19 protein-coding genes and 1 pseudogene are annotated in these 16978 nt (G+C 40.1%); 17 read left to right on the forward strand and 3 right to left on the reverse strand.

Features of this window, described 5'->3' with window-relative positions:
• The first annotated feature begins 402 nt into the window (after positions 1–402).
• The 8 genes and pseudogenes from GF867_RS12560 to GF867_RS12590 all read left to right on the forward strand — a co-directional run bounded on the left by GF867_RS12560 (position 403) and on the right by GF867_RS12590 (position 4843).
• Positions 403–630 (forward strand): helix-turn-helix domain-containing protein, encoded by a 228-nt coding sequence (locus GF867_RS12560; protein WP_153833464.1) that lies wholly within the window; start codon positions 403–405, stop codon positions 628–630.
• A 90-nt stretch (positions 631–720) separates the two neighbouring features.
• Complete coding sequence (locus tag GF867_RS12565; RefSeq protein WP_153833439.1) at positions 721–897, forward strand: hypothetical protein; 177 nt, start codon at positions 721–723, stop codon at positions 895–897.
• Positions 898–965: 68 nt separating this feature from the next.
• Positions 966–1508, forward strand: coding sequence for a sigma-70 RNA polymerase sigma factor region 4 domain-containing protein (locus tag GF867_RS12570; RefSeq protein WP_153833440.1), 543 nt, complete (start codon positions 966–968; stop codon positions 1506–1508).
• 28 nt (positions 1509–1536) lie between these two features.
• On the forward strand, positions 1537–1851 hold the full coding sequence (locus tag GF867_RS12575; protein ID WP_153833441.1) for a hypothetical protein: 315 nt from the start codon (positions 1537–1539) through the stop codon (positions 1849–1851).
• Positions 1841–2161 carry a phage holin gene (locus tag GF867_RS12580; protein ID WP_153833442.1) on the forward strand — a complete coding sequence of 107 codons (321 nt, stop codon included), beginning with the start codon at positions 1841–1843 and terminating at the stop codon, positions 2159–2161. The genes GF867_RS12575 and GF867_RS12580 overlap by 11 nt, the downstream gene beginning before the upstream one ends.
• Positions 2151–3020: a CHAP domain-containing protein gene (locus GF867_RS12585; protein WP_153833443.1), complete on the forward strand. Its 870-nt coding sequence runs from the start codon at positions 2151–2153 to the stop codon at positions 3018–3020. Before GF867_RS12580 ends, GF867_RS12585 begins: the two co-directional genes overlap by 11 nt.
• Positions 3021–3504: 484 nt before the next feature.
• Positions 3505–3717, forward strand: a pseudogene (locus GF867_RS13775) (carbohydrate ABC transporter permease); the annotation flags it as partial.
• 421 nt (positions 3718–4138) lie between these two features.
• Positions 4139–4843: an SDR family oxidoreductase gene (locus GF867_RS12590; protein WP_153833444.1), complete on the forward strand. Its 705-nt coding sequence runs from the start codon at positions 4139–4141 to the stop codon at positions 4841–4843.
• Positions 4844–4904: 61 nt separating this feature from the next.
• On the opposite strand, the gene GF867_RS12595 is transcribed toward GF867_RS12590, so the two are convergent.
• Positions 4905–5504 (reverse strand): TetR/AcrR family transcriptional regulator, encoded by a 600-nt coding sequence (locus GF867_RS12595; RefSeq protein WP_172974032.1) that lies wholly within the window; start codon positions 5502–5504, stop codon positions 4905–4907.
• A 125-nt stretch (positions 5505–5629) separates the two neighbouring features.
• On the opposite strand from GF867_RS12595, the gene GF867_RS12600 reads away from it, so the two are divergent.
• The 3 genes from GF867_RS12600 (at position 5630) to GF867_RS12610 (ending at position 8540) form a co-directional block, all read left to right on the forward strand.
• Entirely contained in the window at positions 5630–6715 is a 1086-nt protein-coding gene (locus GF867_RS12600; RefSeq protein WP_153833446.1) for an ABC transporter permease, read from the forward strand.
• Positions 6716–6727: 12 nt separating this feature from the next.
• On the forward strand, positions 6728–7447 hold the full coding sequence (locus GF867_RS12605; protein ID WP_153833447.1) for an ABC transporter ATP-binding protein: 720 nt from the start codon (positions 6728–6730) through the stop codon (positions 7445–7447).
• A gap of 451 nt (positions 7448–7898) precedes the next feature.
• Positions 7899–8540 carry an HAD family hydrolase gene (locus tag GF867_RS12610; protein WP_153833448.1) on the forward strand — a complete coding sequence of 214 codons (642 nt, stop codon included), beginning with the start codon at positions 7899–7901 and terminating at the stop codon, positions 8538–8540.
• A gap of 238 nt (positions 8541–8778) precedes the next feature.
• Here the strand turns inward: GF867_RS12610 and GF867_RS12615 are convergent, their stop codons facing one another.
• On the reverse strand, positions 8779–9408 hold the full coding sequence (locus GF867_RS12615) for a DUF6198 family protein (protein ID WP_153833449.1): 630 nt from the start codon (positions 9406–9408) through the stop codon (positions 8779–8781).
• A gap of 164 nt (positions 9409–9572) precedes the next feature.
• Between GF867_RS12615 and GF867_RS12620 the strand changes: the two genes are divergently transcribed.
• The 6 genes from GF867_RS12620 (at position 9573) to GF867_RS12645 (ending at position 15176) form a co-directional block, all read left to right on the forward strand.
• Complete coding sequence (locus GF867_RS12620) at positions 9573–9935, forward strand: hypothetical protein (RefSeq protein WP_153833450.1); 363 nt, start codon at positions 9573–9575, stop codon at positions 9933–9935.
• 87 nt (positions 9936–10022) lie between these two features.
• Positions 10023–10280 (forward strand): hypothetical protein, encoded by a 258-nt coding sequence (locus tag GF867_RS12625; RefSeq protein WP_153833451.1) that lies wholly within the window; start codon positions 10023–10025, stop codon positions 10278–10280.
• Positions 10281–10352: 72 nt separating this feature from the next.
• Positions 10353–11198: a Cof-type HAD-IIB family hydrolase gene (locus GF867_RS12630; RefSeq protein WP_153833452.1), complete on the forward strand. Its 846-nt coding sequence runs from the start codon at positions 10353–10355 to the stop codon at positions 11196–11198.
• 1167 nt (positions 11199–12365) lie between these two features.
• Complete coding sequence (locus tag GF867_RS12635) at positions 12366–13238, forward strand: helix-turn-helix domain-containing protein (protein WP_153833453.1); 873 nt, start codon at positions 12366–12368, stop codon at positions 13236–13238.
• A complete protein-coding gene (locus GF867_RS12640) occupies positions 13239–13844 on the forward strand; it encodes an NADPH-dependent FMN reductase (protein ID WP_153833454.1) in 606 nt (201 codons plus the stop codon).
• An 18-nt stretch (positions 13845–13862) separates the two neighbouring features.
• Positions 13863–15176 carry an NADPH-dependent oxidoreductase gene (locus GF867_RS12645; RefSeq protein WP_153833465.1) on the forward strand — a complete coding sequence of 438 codons (1314 nt, stop codon included), beginning with the start codon at positions 13863–13865 and terminating at the stop codon, positions 15174–15176.
• A gap of 546 nt (positions 15177–15722) precedes the next feature.
• Here the strand turns inward: GF867_RS12645 and GF867_RS12650 are convergent.
• On the reverse strand, positions 15723–16907 hold the full coding sequence (locus GF867_RS12650; protein WP_153833455.1) for an ROK family protein: 1185 nt from the start codon (positions 16905–16907) through the stop codon (positions 15723–15725).
• Positions 16908–16978: the final 71 nt, after the last annotated feature.

Genomic DNA, 16978 nt, shown 5'->3' on the forward strand with positions numbered 1-16978 from the left:
GAATATGCGCGAATTTAATGCTCAAACAGAATAACAAATGAACCTGATATGCGGACTAGTGGACTCGAAATGGCTATCCAAAGACTCGTCCTGCTGGAGAGGTGGATCTGAGAGCGCGGAATAATCATTATACGAGCGATGGAGGGTTGTGTTGGGCTATTTCTATATAAATGGGACCAAACATTTAAGTTCGACCCACAGTAGTAGCAATTAAATGTGTGAACCGATATGTTTATACCATCCTTACGCAACAAAATGTTGATAGTTTACAGTGAAATATAAATAAATTCATATTTGTTAATTTTACTATTGAAAAGACGTAAAGAATGGTGTATCTTGGTTTTATCAAGTTTGTTTGATGTTTCACAAGTCTTGTATCACACAAAAGGAGGAAAAATGTCTATGACCGTTGATGCGGAAAAGTTCTGCAATATTTTGAAAAGTAAGGGGATGAATGCGAAGGAATTAGCGCAAAGAATTGACATGTCGCCTTGTACGATTAGTAATATTATTAATGGACGTAACTTGCCAAGTTATCAATTTACGAATGGTTGTTTTTTCGAATTGGAAATGACCGATCATGAATTTATGGATTGTTTTTATCGACAGAATATCTTATCGAATCAATAAGTTGAAGCGATACGAGAAGAGTGCCAGAGGGCTTATATTTTAAGTATTAAATGTAAACGATTTCAAATTTACTAAGGAGGTAGTGATTATTTGGAAAATTTACTTGAAGAACTATTAGAACACGAAGACGTTCTAGCTGTAAGTGTTGGCATGAGTCAGGATGGACTCTTATTACGCTTACGTGTCGAGTGTGTCAATGGAATTGAAACATACCTCTTACCTTTGTTCATATTCAATGGCAAAGGTAGGGTGGGCTCCTATGATTAAGTTGGGTATTTGTTATGGGTTAAATTTATTGACTTTGACTAACTTTGTTTTTAGTGAGGTGTTTGAGTATGGACGTTAGGTCATTGCATCGGTCGCGCGTCTTAGCTCAGTTTGAAAAGTTGATTCACCGTACATTGGCACGTGCACAAGTGAGTCAGCAACATATGTTCTATGACGATTATGCCCAGGAATTACGTTTGAAGTTATTAGAAATTGAAAGAAACTTCGACGGGCAAGCATTAGGAGCCGACCGCATTCGCTTTGTAGCATTTGCGGGACGCGGTTTATACTGGCAGTTAATCTCCTTGCTCCGTAAAGAAAAAAGGGTGCTGCCGAGTGAGAATGTCGCCGAGTTATTAGATTATGGTACGGGAGAATTAGTGTGTACTGCGCCAGGTGAAGCAGCTAGTACGGGGATGTTAGTCTTTATCGAAGAAGCAAGACGTATCCTAACGGGCGATGAGTTTGAATTGTTTTTATTACTTTGTGATGGTACGTGGTCGATGGTTGAATTAGCAGAGTATTATGGGGTTGGTCGTCAGACGATGTATAAACGTAAGGAGAAGCTGGCAGGGAAATTGGAGAAGTTGAAGGATTTGTTGCTGCGTTAGGAATCATATTTTGGAAAGGGGGTTATGTGTGTTGGGTTTATTTGCTGGCGGTTTGGCTTTATCGGTGGGGGAATGGAGTGCTTGGGTCGGTGTCGTAGTGGCAGTGGTGACTTTGTTATCGAAGTTAGTGTCCTTGATTGCGTCGATTCAAGCTTTAATCAGTCGAATTGACCGGATGGCCGATGAGATTGTGGAAGGAAAAGCGATGCGTGAAAGTTTGGCCAAAAACCTATCGTTTCAGGCGCGACGCTTAGATTTGATGGAACGAATGTTTGATGAGATTCGTCAGGAATTGGGTGAATTGAAATTATCAGTAAAGGAGGTGGTTCAGGGTGTCTTTTAATAATGAAGTGTATGATCGTTTAAAGTGGCTTGTGTTAATTTTTCTGCCGGCCTTTTCAGGTTTAATCGCTGGCCTGGGTAGTCTTTATGGTGTCGAAAACATTGAAGTGTATGTCGGTACGGTGAATATTCTAACCGCCTTCTTCGGGGGCTTACTGCAGGTATCGAGTCGGAATTATCATGATGGGGATGATGGCAGCGGAGGGAGCCTGGTACGTTCGATGACGCCTGTTCCGAAAGAGGACGAGTCAACGTCTGATAATGTTGGTGAAGCAATTCTAATCAAAGGGGGAGTAGTGGTTGACTGCTAAACAAGTTGTGGCGATTGCGGTAAAGTATGTGGGAGCTTGGCAGAATGGACCGGTGCACAAAGCGATGATTGATCGCTATAACGCGGTACTACCTAGGCCGAGTGGTTATAAGATGACTTATCAGGATGCTTGGTGCGATGCCTTTGTAACGGTAATTGCGGATGAAGCAGGTGTCAGTGCATTGACGGGGCGTGAATGTGGGGTGGAGCGCCATATTAAGTTAATGCGCAGTTTAGGGATTTGGTTAGGGCGTGTGAGACCCGCGGTCGGGGATCTCGTAACCTTTGACTGGGACGGAGGTGGCTTTGCCGACCATATTGGATGGGTAGCGGAAGTGTCCGGGGAACGTTTTAGAACCGTGGAAGGGAATTCAAATGGTAAGGTGGCGCAACATTGGTTTGCTTGGAATGATTGGCGCATTAAAGGCTTTGGGCGTCCTAAGTATAAGGATGCTGGTGGGATTAGTATGCCGATTACTCAGAAAACAGTAGAAGATTTGGCGAAGGAAGTCCTATTAGGAATCTGGGGTAATTCGCCGGCAAGGTCTGCGGCTTTAACTCAGGCGGGTTATGATGCGAGCGCCGTTCAGAAGCGGGTGAATGAGTTGTTGAAAGACGTGGCTTCTGGTGAGGGTGCTGGTTCTAATGCTAGTGGGAGTATTGTAGTACCGAAGAGAGTTCAAGTTTTGAAAACAGCTAGTCGATTTTATACAGGTGAAATGCTCGATGCATGGGTCAAGGGAACGACCTTTGATGTGATGGAACGGCGTGTGCAAACGGATCATGTCCTGACTTATCTATTAGGCTATCAAGGTGGGGTGATTGGTTGGTTAGCTGAGGGAGATGTGAAAGTAGTCTAACTGACTCGGAAGGTAAACGGTGTTTCCATATCCACTGAAATTAGGTTCTGTAATGAGTTCAGTGGAGGTGGAACGTTCTTAAAGGTTAAGGTTCGCTGGAGCAATCTCAGTAAAACGGATTTTTATGAGGAGGACGTCTTAAGTTTATCCCACATCGAAAAATGACAACTATTTCTTGGAAGTGCATGGCAGAGCCACTATAAGTTAGAATAGAGAAATTTAAGAAGGTAAATGTAAGGAGATAAATATAAGAAGAGAAAATTGAGAAAAGAATGTTGAGTGAAGTACTTTGAGAAAAGAAGTTGGAATGGGGTACTTGGGAGCTTGATATCAGCTATAGGTAATCAGATGGACGGTTCGTTGATGAAGAGGTTAAAAGTGTTAATAGAATCAAAAGGCAGACTTGGTTTTGAAAGATTTAAGGAAGCACAATTATTCTATCTTATGCTTTTATTGTTTTAGCGTTGCTTTTGTTTGTTATATTTGGAACGATTTTCTAGGGCCGTTATTGTATCTAAATGATGAGTCGCTCTATACGTTACAAATCGGCTTACGAGTATTTAAAGGTCAAGTAGCGACTCAATGGAATTATATGATGGCAGGCTCTCTAATTGTCTTGTTCCCAGTAGTCGTATTCTTCCTGTTCCAGCGGTATTTTATAGAAGGAATGAATATCTCGGCAAGTTCAAAAGGTTAACCTCCATAACAATCCTAAAAGTAAAAGATTGGTGCCTCGCTAATCTTCTACTTTTTTTGAGGGATTCAATGGGAGGCTGCAGAAAAAAGTAGCACTTTTCAAAACAGAGGTGGGAAAGTTCACCAAAATCAATAATAAATATAAGGTTATGTCTCACAAAACCTATAAATAATTAGTTATTTTAAGTGAAATCCACCACCATGAGAATATTGTAATACTTTTGTAATCGTTTAGCGATATCTGGTTGGATCGAATCACGTTTTTAAAAAGATAACTTTATCCATTTAAATTTTAAATACACCAGAGACAGTTTCATTGTATACTGTCTCTTTTACTGTTAATCTAGTGGTAAATAGAAAGTTTTAAGTATCATATATCGCCAGAATACGAAATGAGCCGTATTGTGGAAAGGGGAGTTCGTATGTCAGAGAAGAAAGTTGTGGTCATTACTGGAGCGGGGACGGGTTTAGGTGCGGCTTTAGTGAAGCGTTTTGCGGAGTTGGATTATCACGTTTGTTTGCTGGGGCGTCGTGAGAGTGCTTTGCGTGAAGTAGTGGCGAAGTATCAGTTGGAGGCGGCATCGGTTTATTCGATGGACGTATCGAAGCGGAGCGATGTGGTCAGCGTGATGAGTCAAATTCTTGAGGCGTTTGGTCGTGTGGATGTGTTAGTTAACAATGCTGGGGTGGGCTATTTTGCTCAGGCGGAGTTGATTACGGATGAACAGATTGATCAGATGATTGATATTAATTTGAAGGGAACGATTTATTGTACGCAGGAAGTGTTGCCAAATATGCGCGAGCGTGATGCGGGCAGTATTTTGAATGTGATTTCGACGGCTGGTTTGACAGGTAAGGCGACGGAAGCAGTTTATTGTGCCAGTAAGTTTGGGGTGCGCGGTTTTACCGAGAGTTTGTTGGTGGAATTGGCTGATACAAATGTGCGTGTGTTAAGCGCTTATATGGGCGGAATGAAGACAGATTTTTGGGACGGGATTTATGAAAGTGAGTCGATTCAAAAGTTGATGGACCCTGAAGATGTGGCGGATATTATTATGGCCAATGTCACGACACGGACAAATTTAAATGTCGATCAAGTGGTAATTAAGAATAGAATTGTGGGTTAATTAAATAACAGCCGCTATCCTTTAACGAGGGATGCGGCTGTTTTTATGGATTGAATAAGGCTTATCGTTTGATACCGTTTAAGAAAAAGTCGATAATAGTCTCAATCGATAGTTTACTGTATGACAGGTTATCGGGATTCATGTATGGTGAAATAACTAAGAAGAAATGATTTGCTAATAAGTCTGCATCGAAATTTTCAATCAATTGAGCAGAATTTTCCTCGAATAAGTCGATAAATGGCTGTAAGTAGGCTTTTTGAAATATTTTGTAGAGGGCGAAACTGGTTTCAGGTGAAATTTCTTTCTTCATATCATTAAACATAACGGGAAAATTATAAGGATGCGTTTCACGTAGATAATACGTCATTTTAATGAGAGTCTCCTCTAATTGATGGTCGGTTTCTGCCGGGATTAATTTTAAATCATCCATTGCGTTGTTCGCGACCATTTCGAGGACAGCAATATAGAGAGCCTCCTTGTTAGCGAAATGATGATAAAGATTAGGTTGAGTAATGCCCACTTCCTTGGCAATGCGACGGGTTGAAGTTGCTTTATAGCCGTCTCGCATAAAGTGCTCTTGAGCCTTTTCGAGAATGAGGTAACGGGTTGTGTAAGGCTGGATTGGAAGTGAATGATTAGGTTTATTATCGTTAGAGTCCATGGGTGCTCCTTTCATGAATATCGTGTTAATATCATAACACATATTAACTGTGCTGTGATTACCTGTCAAATAGACTTAATATAAATTTATCGGATGATAAGTTTCAGGGAGAGGTGATGAAGTAAATGTTTTTAGCATGGAATGAAATTAAATATTCAAAGACACGTTTTGCTTTAATTATAGGTGTGATGGTATTAGTGAGTTACCTCGTTTATTTCTTGACGGGTTTGGCTTATGGTCTCGCTCAGGATAACCGCACGGCAATTGATAAATGGGACGCGACCGCAATCGTCCTAACCGATGAAGCCAATGGTAATATCAATATGTCGATGATGGGGAATAGCTTGCGTGATGCGATTGACGCCGAGGAAATCGCAATGCTGGGGACTACCCCGAACGTCGTACGTCCCAAAGATTCAAACAACGAAGATGACAAAATATCCGTCAACTTTTTCGGGGTGCATCCCGATGAGTTTCTAATCCCTGAACTAATTGAAGGGGAAGCTGTGACGGAAGACCATCAAGTGGTGGCGGATATTAGTATGAAGGAAGAGTTTGGTGTAGCGTTGGGTGACGAACTGAATTTAGCTGGGAGTGATTTAACGGTTAAAGTAGTTGGCTTCACTGAGAATGCGAAGTTTAGTGTCTCGCCCGTTTTATATACGACGATTCCGACCTATCAGGAAATACGTTTCGAAGAACAGGATCAATCACCTGCAGGTCGAATTAGCGCCTTCGTGGTGCGAGATGACAATTTAAACCAAGTCACATTGGAGGATGATAGTCTGCGCTTGTACACCATTGAAGATTATGTCCAAGAATTACCAGGCTACATGGCTCAAGTCTTAACGTTTGCTTTAATGATTGGCTTTCTAATTGTGATTGCGGCCGTGGTGATCGGTATCTTTATGTATGTGCTGACGGTTCAGAAAGCAAGTTTGTTTGGTGTAATGAAGGCCCAAGGTATCTCGACACGTTATATTGCGCTGTCAGTTTTAGCGCAAACCTTAATTTTAGCTGTTTTGGGTGTCGGCATTGGTCTATTGTTAACGGTAGCGACTGCCTTTTTCTTACCAAGCACAGTCCCCTTTATGGCTAATCCGTATTTTATGTTAATTATTTCAGGTTTGATGATTGTCTTTGCCTTGTTGGGTGCCTTTTTCTCAGTCAGAACCGTAGCGAAAATCGATCCACTGGAAGCAATTGGATAAGGAGGAACTTACATGAAAGCAATTGAAGTACAAGGTGTCAGTAAGAAATTTAACGATGGCAGCAAGGAAATTCTAGCCTTAAAAGACACCAATTTTTCCGTTGAAAAGGGTGAATTTGTGGCTGTAATTGGACCGAGTGGTTCAGGCAAGAGTACTTTCCTGACGATTATTGGCGGTCTACAGACGCCAACGGAAGGCAAAGTGTTGATTAACAATGAACCTTTTAGCGAAGTCGCCGATAAAGAGCGCACGAAGCTACGCTTTAACGAAATTGGCTTTATTCTGCAAGCATCCAATCTGATTCCTTACCTGACCGTCGAGAATCAATTAAAACTCGTTAACAAAATACGCCACGAACCGTTCCAGCGCGAAGTCGTGGATAAATGGTTGAAGCAATTGGATATTGAAGACTTAAGAGACAAATACCCAAGTGATCTGTCAGGTGGTGAACGCCAAAGAGTCGCTATTGCAAGAGCCCTCTATCATGATCCTTCAGTGATTCTCGCCGATGAACCGACGGCTAGCCTGGATACTGAACGCGCTTTTGAGGTAGTCGAAATTCTAGCGCGTGAAACAAAGGAACAAGATAAAGCAACCATTATGGTCACTCATGATGAGCGCTTGATTGGTCACTGCGATAAGGTTTATTATATGCAGGATGGAGCTTTGACTTTAGATGAAGAAAAGACTCAATTAGAGCCGCAAGATGAGCAAGCAGTAGAGGATAAGTAAGCGCACATATTTGTCAAAATATTTTGATAGAATGCCACTGTCTTAGGATGGTGGTTTTTTTGTCTATTTAGGAATTATAAGTTTTATGTTGATTTTTCAAAATATGCGCTTCTCTCAGCTTATTGTTTTCCAAGGCGGTGGTCGCTTTCAAAGTCTCACTGAAGTTAGTGCTTTTCCAGCTCAATCGGCTAGGTTCTGTCTGATTCGCTATGCTCAAAGTCAGAGCAAGCTACGCCGATTGCCCTTTATACCGCTATGGAAAACAAGTCGCTGAGTTACGCTTAGTAACCAATAAAAGGAACGCTGTATTACTGAATTGAAATTAATAAACATAATTTGAAAACTTTGGATTTATCCGAGGCTTTCTGATATACATTTAAGTTGGCTTTTAGATGGACTATAATAGAGATGTAAGCCTTGTAAAAAAATGATGATCCAAAAGGAGTTTGCGATGAAGGCGATAATATTTGATATGGATGGCGTAATGATTGATTCAGAATATGCTTATACGGCTGCGATTAAAGCAGAGGTAGAGAGTTTGGGGCATGCAATTAGCGAGGAATATATTTACGGTTTTGTTGGAACAACGCATGAGTATACTTGGGAACATATTGTAGAGGACTATGCATTACCAGAAGAACCCGCTGTATATATTGAACAAATGTTAGAGAAACGCGAACAAATCGTTTTGCGTGATGGCTTAAAAACGTATCCTTATATTCGCGAATTTATTGTGGAAGCTTCCGAAAAAGGATACTTGTTGGCAGTCGCTTCGTCTTCGCCAAAATCTGAAATAATCAGAACGGTTGAGCATTTAGATGCCGATGTGTATTTCAATTGTTTGGTGAGTGGGGAAGAAGTCGAACATTCGAAACCTGCACCGGATGTATTCTTGCGTGCTGCAGAAATGTTGGGTGTGGCGCCTGAGGATTGCATCGTGATTGAAGATTCGCGCAATGGTTCCTTAGCCGCGCAGTCAGCTGGCATGTACTGTATTGGTTTTCGGGATAGTCAGTATCCTGAACAAGATCTGAGTGCGACAGCCAAAATTGTTAGTGATTTTCGTGAGATTAAGTTGGAGCCAGCAGAGTAGTTATATAATAGTAGCAAGTAATGAAGCAGGTCCTGTTGTGGGATCTGTTTTTGTTTGGTTAGACGAATGTCCGTGAAAGCCTGGTTTGGGCATTTCGGAAAGGTAACTGAAGTGATGGATAATGGTGTGAATGACTTGAACGATGGGCTAATGAGACTAGATGGCCCCGCACCCAAAAAGTCAGCGATTCCCAACGATATAAAACTCCCCACCAAATCTAGGTGAGGAGTTGCATACTTTATCCTTCTAACTTCATTACAGCTTGGTCGATTAAATAGTAGAAATAAGGAACTAAGAAAGGCGGAATAAAAGTTGCCATGCCGATGCCGTGAAAGCTTTGCCAAATGAAATAGGCCAGCAGGATACCACTGACAAGGCCGATAATATCGATCACATGAAAGTTATTCGTCAGGTGCAAACCGGAACGCTGCTCGATTGCGTTAGTCAGCACATCGGCCGAAAAGACAAGTTGTTGGCTTTCAGTTTGTAAATAAGTTGCGCCAGCTAGCAGTAGGCAACCTACCAAAACAAAGAAAACTTGACTTAAAAAGCTAGCACTAGCGATGCCTTTAAATAGCATATAGCCGATATCAATCAACAGGCCAATACCGATTGTGGCTAGAATTTGTTGCAAAAAGTTTTCTCTCGTCCTTGGGGCCAGTAAACGTGCAATGCCTAGAAAAACGCTGCCGAACAAAATCGTCCAAATCCCGAAACTGATGGGCGTGATCTCGCTCAATATTAAGGCGGGCGTCAAAACAGGTAACGTCCCCTGTCCAGCAGCAGTTAAGAGTGCAATGGCCAGCCCAATGAGTATTAGCTGGGCATAGAATAATTGCGAGGAACGTTCGATGTGGTTATTTTGCAATTTGAAACCTCCTTCAGTTTATCTGTTAGTTTGAATATAGCACACGCAAAGACTTAATAGCGAATAATATGCGAACAATTTTTGTAAGTATTCTGGCTAGGAGGGTTATCATTCGACCTGTCCTGAGTGGTTTTGTATAATTTAATTAGGGAGAGGTGATTGTAATGAAATTGACAATAGGAAAAGATGACGTCAGAGCGATTCAAGCTAAATATGGTGGGCCGAACGCGGTCGCGGGCTACGTTGAGGAAGCAAAATTATTCAACATCCCTTTGCCAAAATACTACGTCATGGTGCTTGATGACGAGAAGTTGACGCTGGTTCAAATGAACATGTCGTTTAAAGAAGTGGCCGTGGATACAGTGCCGTTGAGTGAAGTAACGAGGGTGAAAGTTTCGGGTGCCTTAGTGAAGAAAATTGTCTTGGAAACGAATGATAAGACATACAAATTAAATTTAAAGCCATTAGCGTTAGGTCTTGGAGATATACAAAAAGATTTGTTAGCACGTATTGAAGATTTAGCTTAAATTAAAGTGTGTAAGAACAGCCGCCTAATCCGGGATGAGTGAGTAACTCATACTGAGGTTAGACGGTTTTGTATAGGGAGGATGCTTATGCGACGTAAAAAACGGTTCACTCGAGTAAGAGTGTTATATATTGTGGTAATGCTAAGTGTTTGGCTTTTGTTAAGGATGGGGTATATTGAATCGAGAGAATTCAGTCTATTGTTATGTGGAGCCATTGGCTCACTTATGTCATGGACTGCGATTGAAGAGTACCGTGAAAGGCGTGAATTTGACTTTACTGTGCTAATGTCCGTTATATCAGCAATGGTGTCATTCGGTTTGGCAATCTACCTACTTGTCCAATAAAAGTAACTATTTTGTAGTCATGGATTGTTTGGTATAATAGGTAAAATTGTTTGGATGAAGGGGAGTTTTGGGATGCAACGTCAGTTAATTGCGATTGATTTGGATGGAACGACTTTGAATGAAGAGTCGAAATTGAGTTCGTTGACGGTTCGAACGTTACGTGAATTAAATAAGCGAGGACATGTTGTAACGATCGCAACAGGTCGTCCTTACCGCAGTAGTGCAGGAATTTACGAAGAGTTGGGAATTCGTCGTCCGATGATCAATTATAATGGGGCGCTGTGTCATTTTCCAGGGCGTACTTGGTCAGAAGGTTATCATGAAAGTTTAAGACGCGACATAGCGTTAGAGTTATTGGATCAACAAGATAAGTTAGCAATTGATTTAATGTTAATCGAAGGTGAGGACCAGTTATATTCGCGTCGCTTATCGTTCGGCGATGAAGATGCTAAACGAGAAGGATCAGCAACCATTGGGATTTACGATTGGATGCGTTTAGAAGAACGTGGCATCTTGTCGCGTGAAACAGTTTTCCGTGACCCCACAGCGTTATTACTGTTAAGTCAACGTGAGCACCAACGTACCATCGAAGAAAATGTTAACCAAATTTTTGGTGACTATATCGATGTGAAAACATGGGGTGGAGAAGCACCCGTTTTAGAAGTGGTACGTCACGGGATTCATAAGGCAATTGGAGTGGATCGGGTAGCACGTTATTACCAAATTGATGCGAAAAATGTTATCGCATTTGGTGATGAACAAAATGACCTTGAAATGTTGGACTATGCAGGAACAGGGGTCATGATAGCTAACGGGAATTCAGCACTACAATCTGTGGCAGATGAAGTGACTGAATATTCGAATAACGAAGACGGTTTAGCCCGCTTCTTAATCGATCGCTTCAAATTAGAGTTTTAGAACATGAACGCGGCTGTAGAGGCTGCGTTTTTTTGTAATATAAGGTTTTATAAGTTTTATGTTGATTTATCAAGTTTTTTACTTCCCTCAGCTGAATGTTTTCCAAGGCTGTTGTCGTTTTCAAAGCCTCACGGTTGTGAGGTCCTTTCCAGTCAATCACCTAGTGTACCACATTGGAAAACAAGTCGCTGAGCTACGTTTTATAATCTAAACAGCATTTTTTAAGCAGAGAGGCGAGAGTTTCTTACCGTGTTGGGTAATACTGATTCAATGTTTAAATTCACGATTTGAGTTTGAACATTGAGGGCTTCAATCATCAAACTCAGAAGCCGAGTTAACACATTGAAAGACAAACATCACCTTTAAGGTGATGCACAGCTGGTTTTTTGTTCTCGAAATCTCACATTTTGACAATTTTTTTGGATAAAGCAGTCAAATACTGATTCAATGTTTAAACTCGCAGTTTGAGTTTGAACATTGAGGGGTTCAATCATCAAACTCAGAAGCCGAGTTAACACATTGAAAGACAAACATCACCTTTAAGGTGATGCACAGCTGGTTTTTTGTCCTCGAAATCTCATATTTTGACAGTTTTTTTGGATAAAGCAGTCAAATACCGATTCAATGTTTAAACTCGCAGTTTGAGTTTGAACATTGAGGGGTTCAATCATCAAACTCAGAAGTCGAGTTAACACATTGAAAGAGAAGCATCCCCTATAAGGTGATGCACAACTGGTTTTTTGTCCTTGAAATCTCATATTTTGACAGTTTTTTTGGATAAAGCAGTCAAATACTGATTCAATGTTTAAACTCGCGGTTTGAGTTTGAACATTGAGGGCTTCAATCATCAAACTCAGAAGTCGAGTTAACACATTGAAATAAAAAATCACTTTGAAGGGAGACCTAGCTAGGTCTGTATTAAAGGTCGAAAAGATTATTTATAAGCAATCTTTATTAGAGAAATCGTGATTAATATAGGAAAGTATTTTGCCTTTAAAATCTGATATAAACTCTATATAAAAAATTATATAACTGTCTTGACACCTCGTGTATAGGGGTGTATACTTTGATTATAAAATGTGAAAACAAACACAAAGAATAAGTGGTTTTCGATTTTCGTAAGAAAAATGAAGTGGAAAGCAGCTTGAGGAATGGGGAGGTGTACCTTTGGATATTGAAAGATTTGTTGAAACGCGAAAACGTCTAGGTTTGGCACAAAGCGAATTATGTGAAGGGATTTGTACTCAAGCAACACTGAGTCGATTTGAGAATAACAGTCAAGTTCCCAATTTAAAAATACTGATCCAACTTTGTAATCGTCTGAACTTGCCACTAGGGGAATTATTCCCGAAAGTGGGTGTGAAGAATTCTGAAGCCGTTGAGAAAATGAACCAAATTGAATTCTGGCTAATTACCAGCGAATTTGAACTAGCGCGTCAACTATTAACGACGATTGATCAAAAAGCTTTAGAAGAGGATTCAATCTTAGACTTACGTTATCATTATTTGAATGGCTTCTTAGAGATTTACGCAGAATCGCCGACGATGGATATTTTGTTTATTTTTGATCAAATCATTACAGCTAAACACAATGAAGATTCGGAAATATTTCATTTGCTTGCCTATACGGGGATAGGCATGGTCTACATGAGAGAAGACGACCAAGATAAGGCGGAGTTTTACTTTCAGAAAGTTTTAGAACGAATTTATGAATATCCCAACCGTACAATTGAAGATACTTGGCGTGTGTTACACATTCTGTTTCAGACGGCTGTCTTTTATTCAGAGATTGATGAAATCGAAGCAAGTGATGTGTTGTGTCATTATGCGATTAACATTTGCTCAGATAATCACGTAACCTATTACTTGGCGCGCGCTGCGATTCAATTAGCGAAGAATGCGATCAAGCAAGCAGCGCCGGTTCATGAAATTCTGGAATTGATTCACGATGCCAGAGCTTATTCGAAAATTAATCGCAACAAAGTCGCATTAGCAGAACTAAAGAAGATGGAAGAGTCAGTTAAACAGGGGGAGAAATAAATGGTAAATTTAATCGCAATCGTAGGGACAAACTCAGATAAATCAACGAACCGCACACTATTAGAATACATGCAAAAGCATTTTGAAACGCAAGCTAACATCGAATTAGTGGAAATTAAAGATCTGCCGCTATTCAATAAACCAGCTGATAAAACATTGCCTGACAATGCAAAGGCCTTAGCTGAAAAAATTGAGGCAGCTGATGGTGTTATTATTAGTACGCCTGAATACGATCATTCAGTGCCAGCCGCTTTAATGAATGCTTTAAGTTGGTTGTCATATGGTGTCGTACCTTTTGTCGATAAGCCGGTTATGATTACGGGCGCATCTTACGGAACATTAGGATCATCACGTGCGCAACAACATTTGCGTCAAATCTTAGATGCACCAGAATTAAAAGCGCGTATTATGCCAAGTTCAGAATTCTTGTTAAGCCACTCTTTACAAGCATTCGATGGGGATGGCAATTTAGTCGATGAAGAAAACATTACTTTATTAAATGGCTTATTTGCAGATTTCTTACGCTTTATTGAAATTATGAGTCAATTAAATCAGGCACATGCCGCCAATAAAGCACATGCTGAAAACTTTTCTTGGGATAATTAATAGGAGGAAAATTGAATGATGAAATTAGTAGGACTTGTAGGATCTAACGCCGACCAATCGTATAATCGTATTTTGTTAAAATTTATCGAAAAGCACTTTAAGTCGAAATTTGAATTAGAAGTTTTAGAAATTAAAGATGTTCCATTGTTTAATCAATCCGACGACCAAACAGAAACGCCTGTCATTCAAACTTTAGCAGCTAAAATCAAGGCGGCTGACGGTGTGATTATCGCAACACCTGAGCATAACCACACAATTCCAGCAGCTCTTAAGAGTGTCATCGAATGGCTATCTTTCAAAATACATCCTTTCGAAAACAAGCCAGTGATGATTATTGGCGCTTCATATTTCAAACAAGGTTCATCACGTGCGCAGTTAGACTTACGCCAAATTTTAGACTCACCAGGCGTGAACGCCATTGTATTACCAGGTAATGAATTCTTACTTGGAAATGTAAAAGAAGCGTTTGACGAAGCCGGCGATTTAAAAGATGCAGGGACTACAAAATTCTTGGGTCTATGTTTAGAAAAATTCTTACGCTTTATCGAAGTGGTCTCAGTTTTAGAAAAACCAGCAGCGCCGAAGGAGGCACCAGCAGTGGAAGATTTATGGGCAACAGGTCAAGTCGCAACGACGGTAGAAGGTGTGGACAAAGAGGCCGACGATTGGTTAGAACAAGCGGCAGAGAAAGTGAATGCAGTTGAGGGCGACACGTATGTAAAATTAGACCGCGGTCTATTAACAGTCGACCAATTAAACATTTTCTTGAACTCAATGCCACTTGAATTAACATTCGCGGATGAAAACAATCAATTCTTATATTATAACCGCAATGCTGAACCAGAAGAAATGTTAGCGAAACGTTGGCCAGCACAGGTAGGGAATCCATTGGCGAAATGTCACCCACCGAAAACGCACAAAAACGTTTCTTGGGTCTTGAATCAATTACGTACGGGCAAACAAGATATTGTTAAAGTAAATGTTCCAACTCACGGTCCTGATAAATTCGTGGTTCACCACTATCAAGCAATGCGCGATGGTGAGGGTAACTACCGCGGAATCAATGAGTACATCTTAGACTTACAGCCAGTAATCGATTGGTACTTAAAGCAAACGGGTCAAACATTAGTGGGTGCTCCAAAAGCTGACGCAGTTTCAGGCGCATCTCAAAGTTCAGATGCTGATAGCAGTGCTTCAATTCATGACGAGCCAGCTGGCGTAACTGCTGCAGAAGCTAAGAAAAATGCTGACGCTGTTTCAAGCGCAAGCGTAACAGAAGAAGTAGTTGAAGCTTCAGCAGTTGATGCAGTGAGTGGTGCTTCTGAAGCTTAATTCTTATTGATTTAGTGAAATGATTTAACGGAATAAGTATGAACACCTCCTGATGTGGTATGTCGGGAGGTGTTTTTCGTAAGCTTTGGTATTAGGAAAAGAATATTTATTGAATGGTGCTTTGTGAGCTGCTTAACGTTTGGCTTTACCATTTTAATAACTTCTATCAAAACTTCACTCTTGCTACAGAATTGCTTAGCCTAAAAGTTAGGACCCGATTGATTAATGAAGAATTTGCACTGATCATGTGCTGAGCTAGTTAAATGTTGGCCTTTTATACAGCTATAACTAAAGCCTCAAGCTGAACTATCTGTGATAGACCATACAAATAGGAGGGGGTATTAACCATTAATATTAATGGTTAGCATAGCGTTAATGTTGTTCATACATTTTAAGTGTAAGGTGATGAGTTGAAAGGAATTTGTCTAAAAGATTGAATTTTTTCACTCCGATGATGATTGCTGATAGTTTAAAGGTGCTTTCAATTTCTGTGCAGATATAAAAGAGACCTCGGGCATTGTCCGAGGTCTTCTCAATTGAAGAAAATTAAACATTCTCTTGTAAAATTTGTAAAGAGACTGCTGGAAGTTTTAAATTTTCTATGTTTAAATAACGAGAAGCTGCGACAGCAATGCCTCCCAATAAAATTGCTTTATCAGTTAATTTACTGACTGAAAGTTTTGTTTCTTTAGTTATTCGGCTGTTTAATCTTTTATTGAGTTCTTCAATTAAACAAGGATCGTGATTAAACAAAGCACTGTTTATAATAACTTCATCAGGATCATAAGAAGAGATTAAGTTGTTGATACCAACACTTAAGTGGTCAATAACTTTTAAAACCTCTTCGGTAATGATTGGGTCTCCAGCTTTCCAAAGTCGAATCAATTCATCAACTTCAATAAAATCAATATTCATTCGTTCTTTAATGCTGCGATACAAGGCTTTTGCAGAAGCGTAGCGCTCTAGACACCCTCGATTACCGCATGGGCATTCTCTTCCCCCAGGGAATAAAATTGTATGTCCTACCTCTCCGAAGCGACCATGTGTCCCAGTCATTAATTTACCAAAGTGAATAACACCTGCGCCAATACCTGTTTTTATATTTAGATTAATAATTCGATCTTTATCTGTAATAAATGTATATTCTCCAATTGCTGATAAGTTCGCTTCGTTTTCGAGGTAAACAGGGCAAAGATAATAAGCTTGAAGTTGCTGCTGTATGTCTAAATGCTCTAAATTGTAAAAGGGAGAAAATGTAATTCGATTGTCTAAAGTAACGCCATGTATCCCTATAGTAATCCCAATTAAATTATTAGGAGTCACCGGAGCATTGGATAGTAGTTGATCAATGGTCTCTATTAATTTATCTATAATGGTTTCACTATTTATTTCAGTATAAAGCTCTTCCCTAAACTGAATCATTTCTCCATTTAGATACGCTAAACAAGATTGAATGTGACTTTCCCCTAGTTCAATCGAAATGGCAAGAGCAGATTTGGGGTTGAACTCTAACAAAATTGGTTTTCTACCTCCTGTTAATGTAGAGGATCCGATACCGGATTCGAACACTAGGTGCTCCTCGAGTAAATTGTTTACAACAGTAGATGTGGTTGTTTTGTTTAAGTTGTTTATTTTTGCAAGATTTGCTCGAGAAATTGGTTGGTGATCAATAATCGAGCCGAGTAATTTTATTTCGTTAAACTCTCTTTTTTTTAGTTCTATATTTCCCATTCTAAAGCCCGCTCCTTTCGCAGTTGTTCATATTTCTAGCATAAAACAATTTGTTAAGAATAGCAATCAGT

The organism is Fundicoccus ignavus, assembly GCF_009659375.1.
Lineage (GTDB): Bacteria > Bacillota > Bacilli > Lactobacillales > Aerococcaceae > Fundicoccus > Fundicoccus ignavus.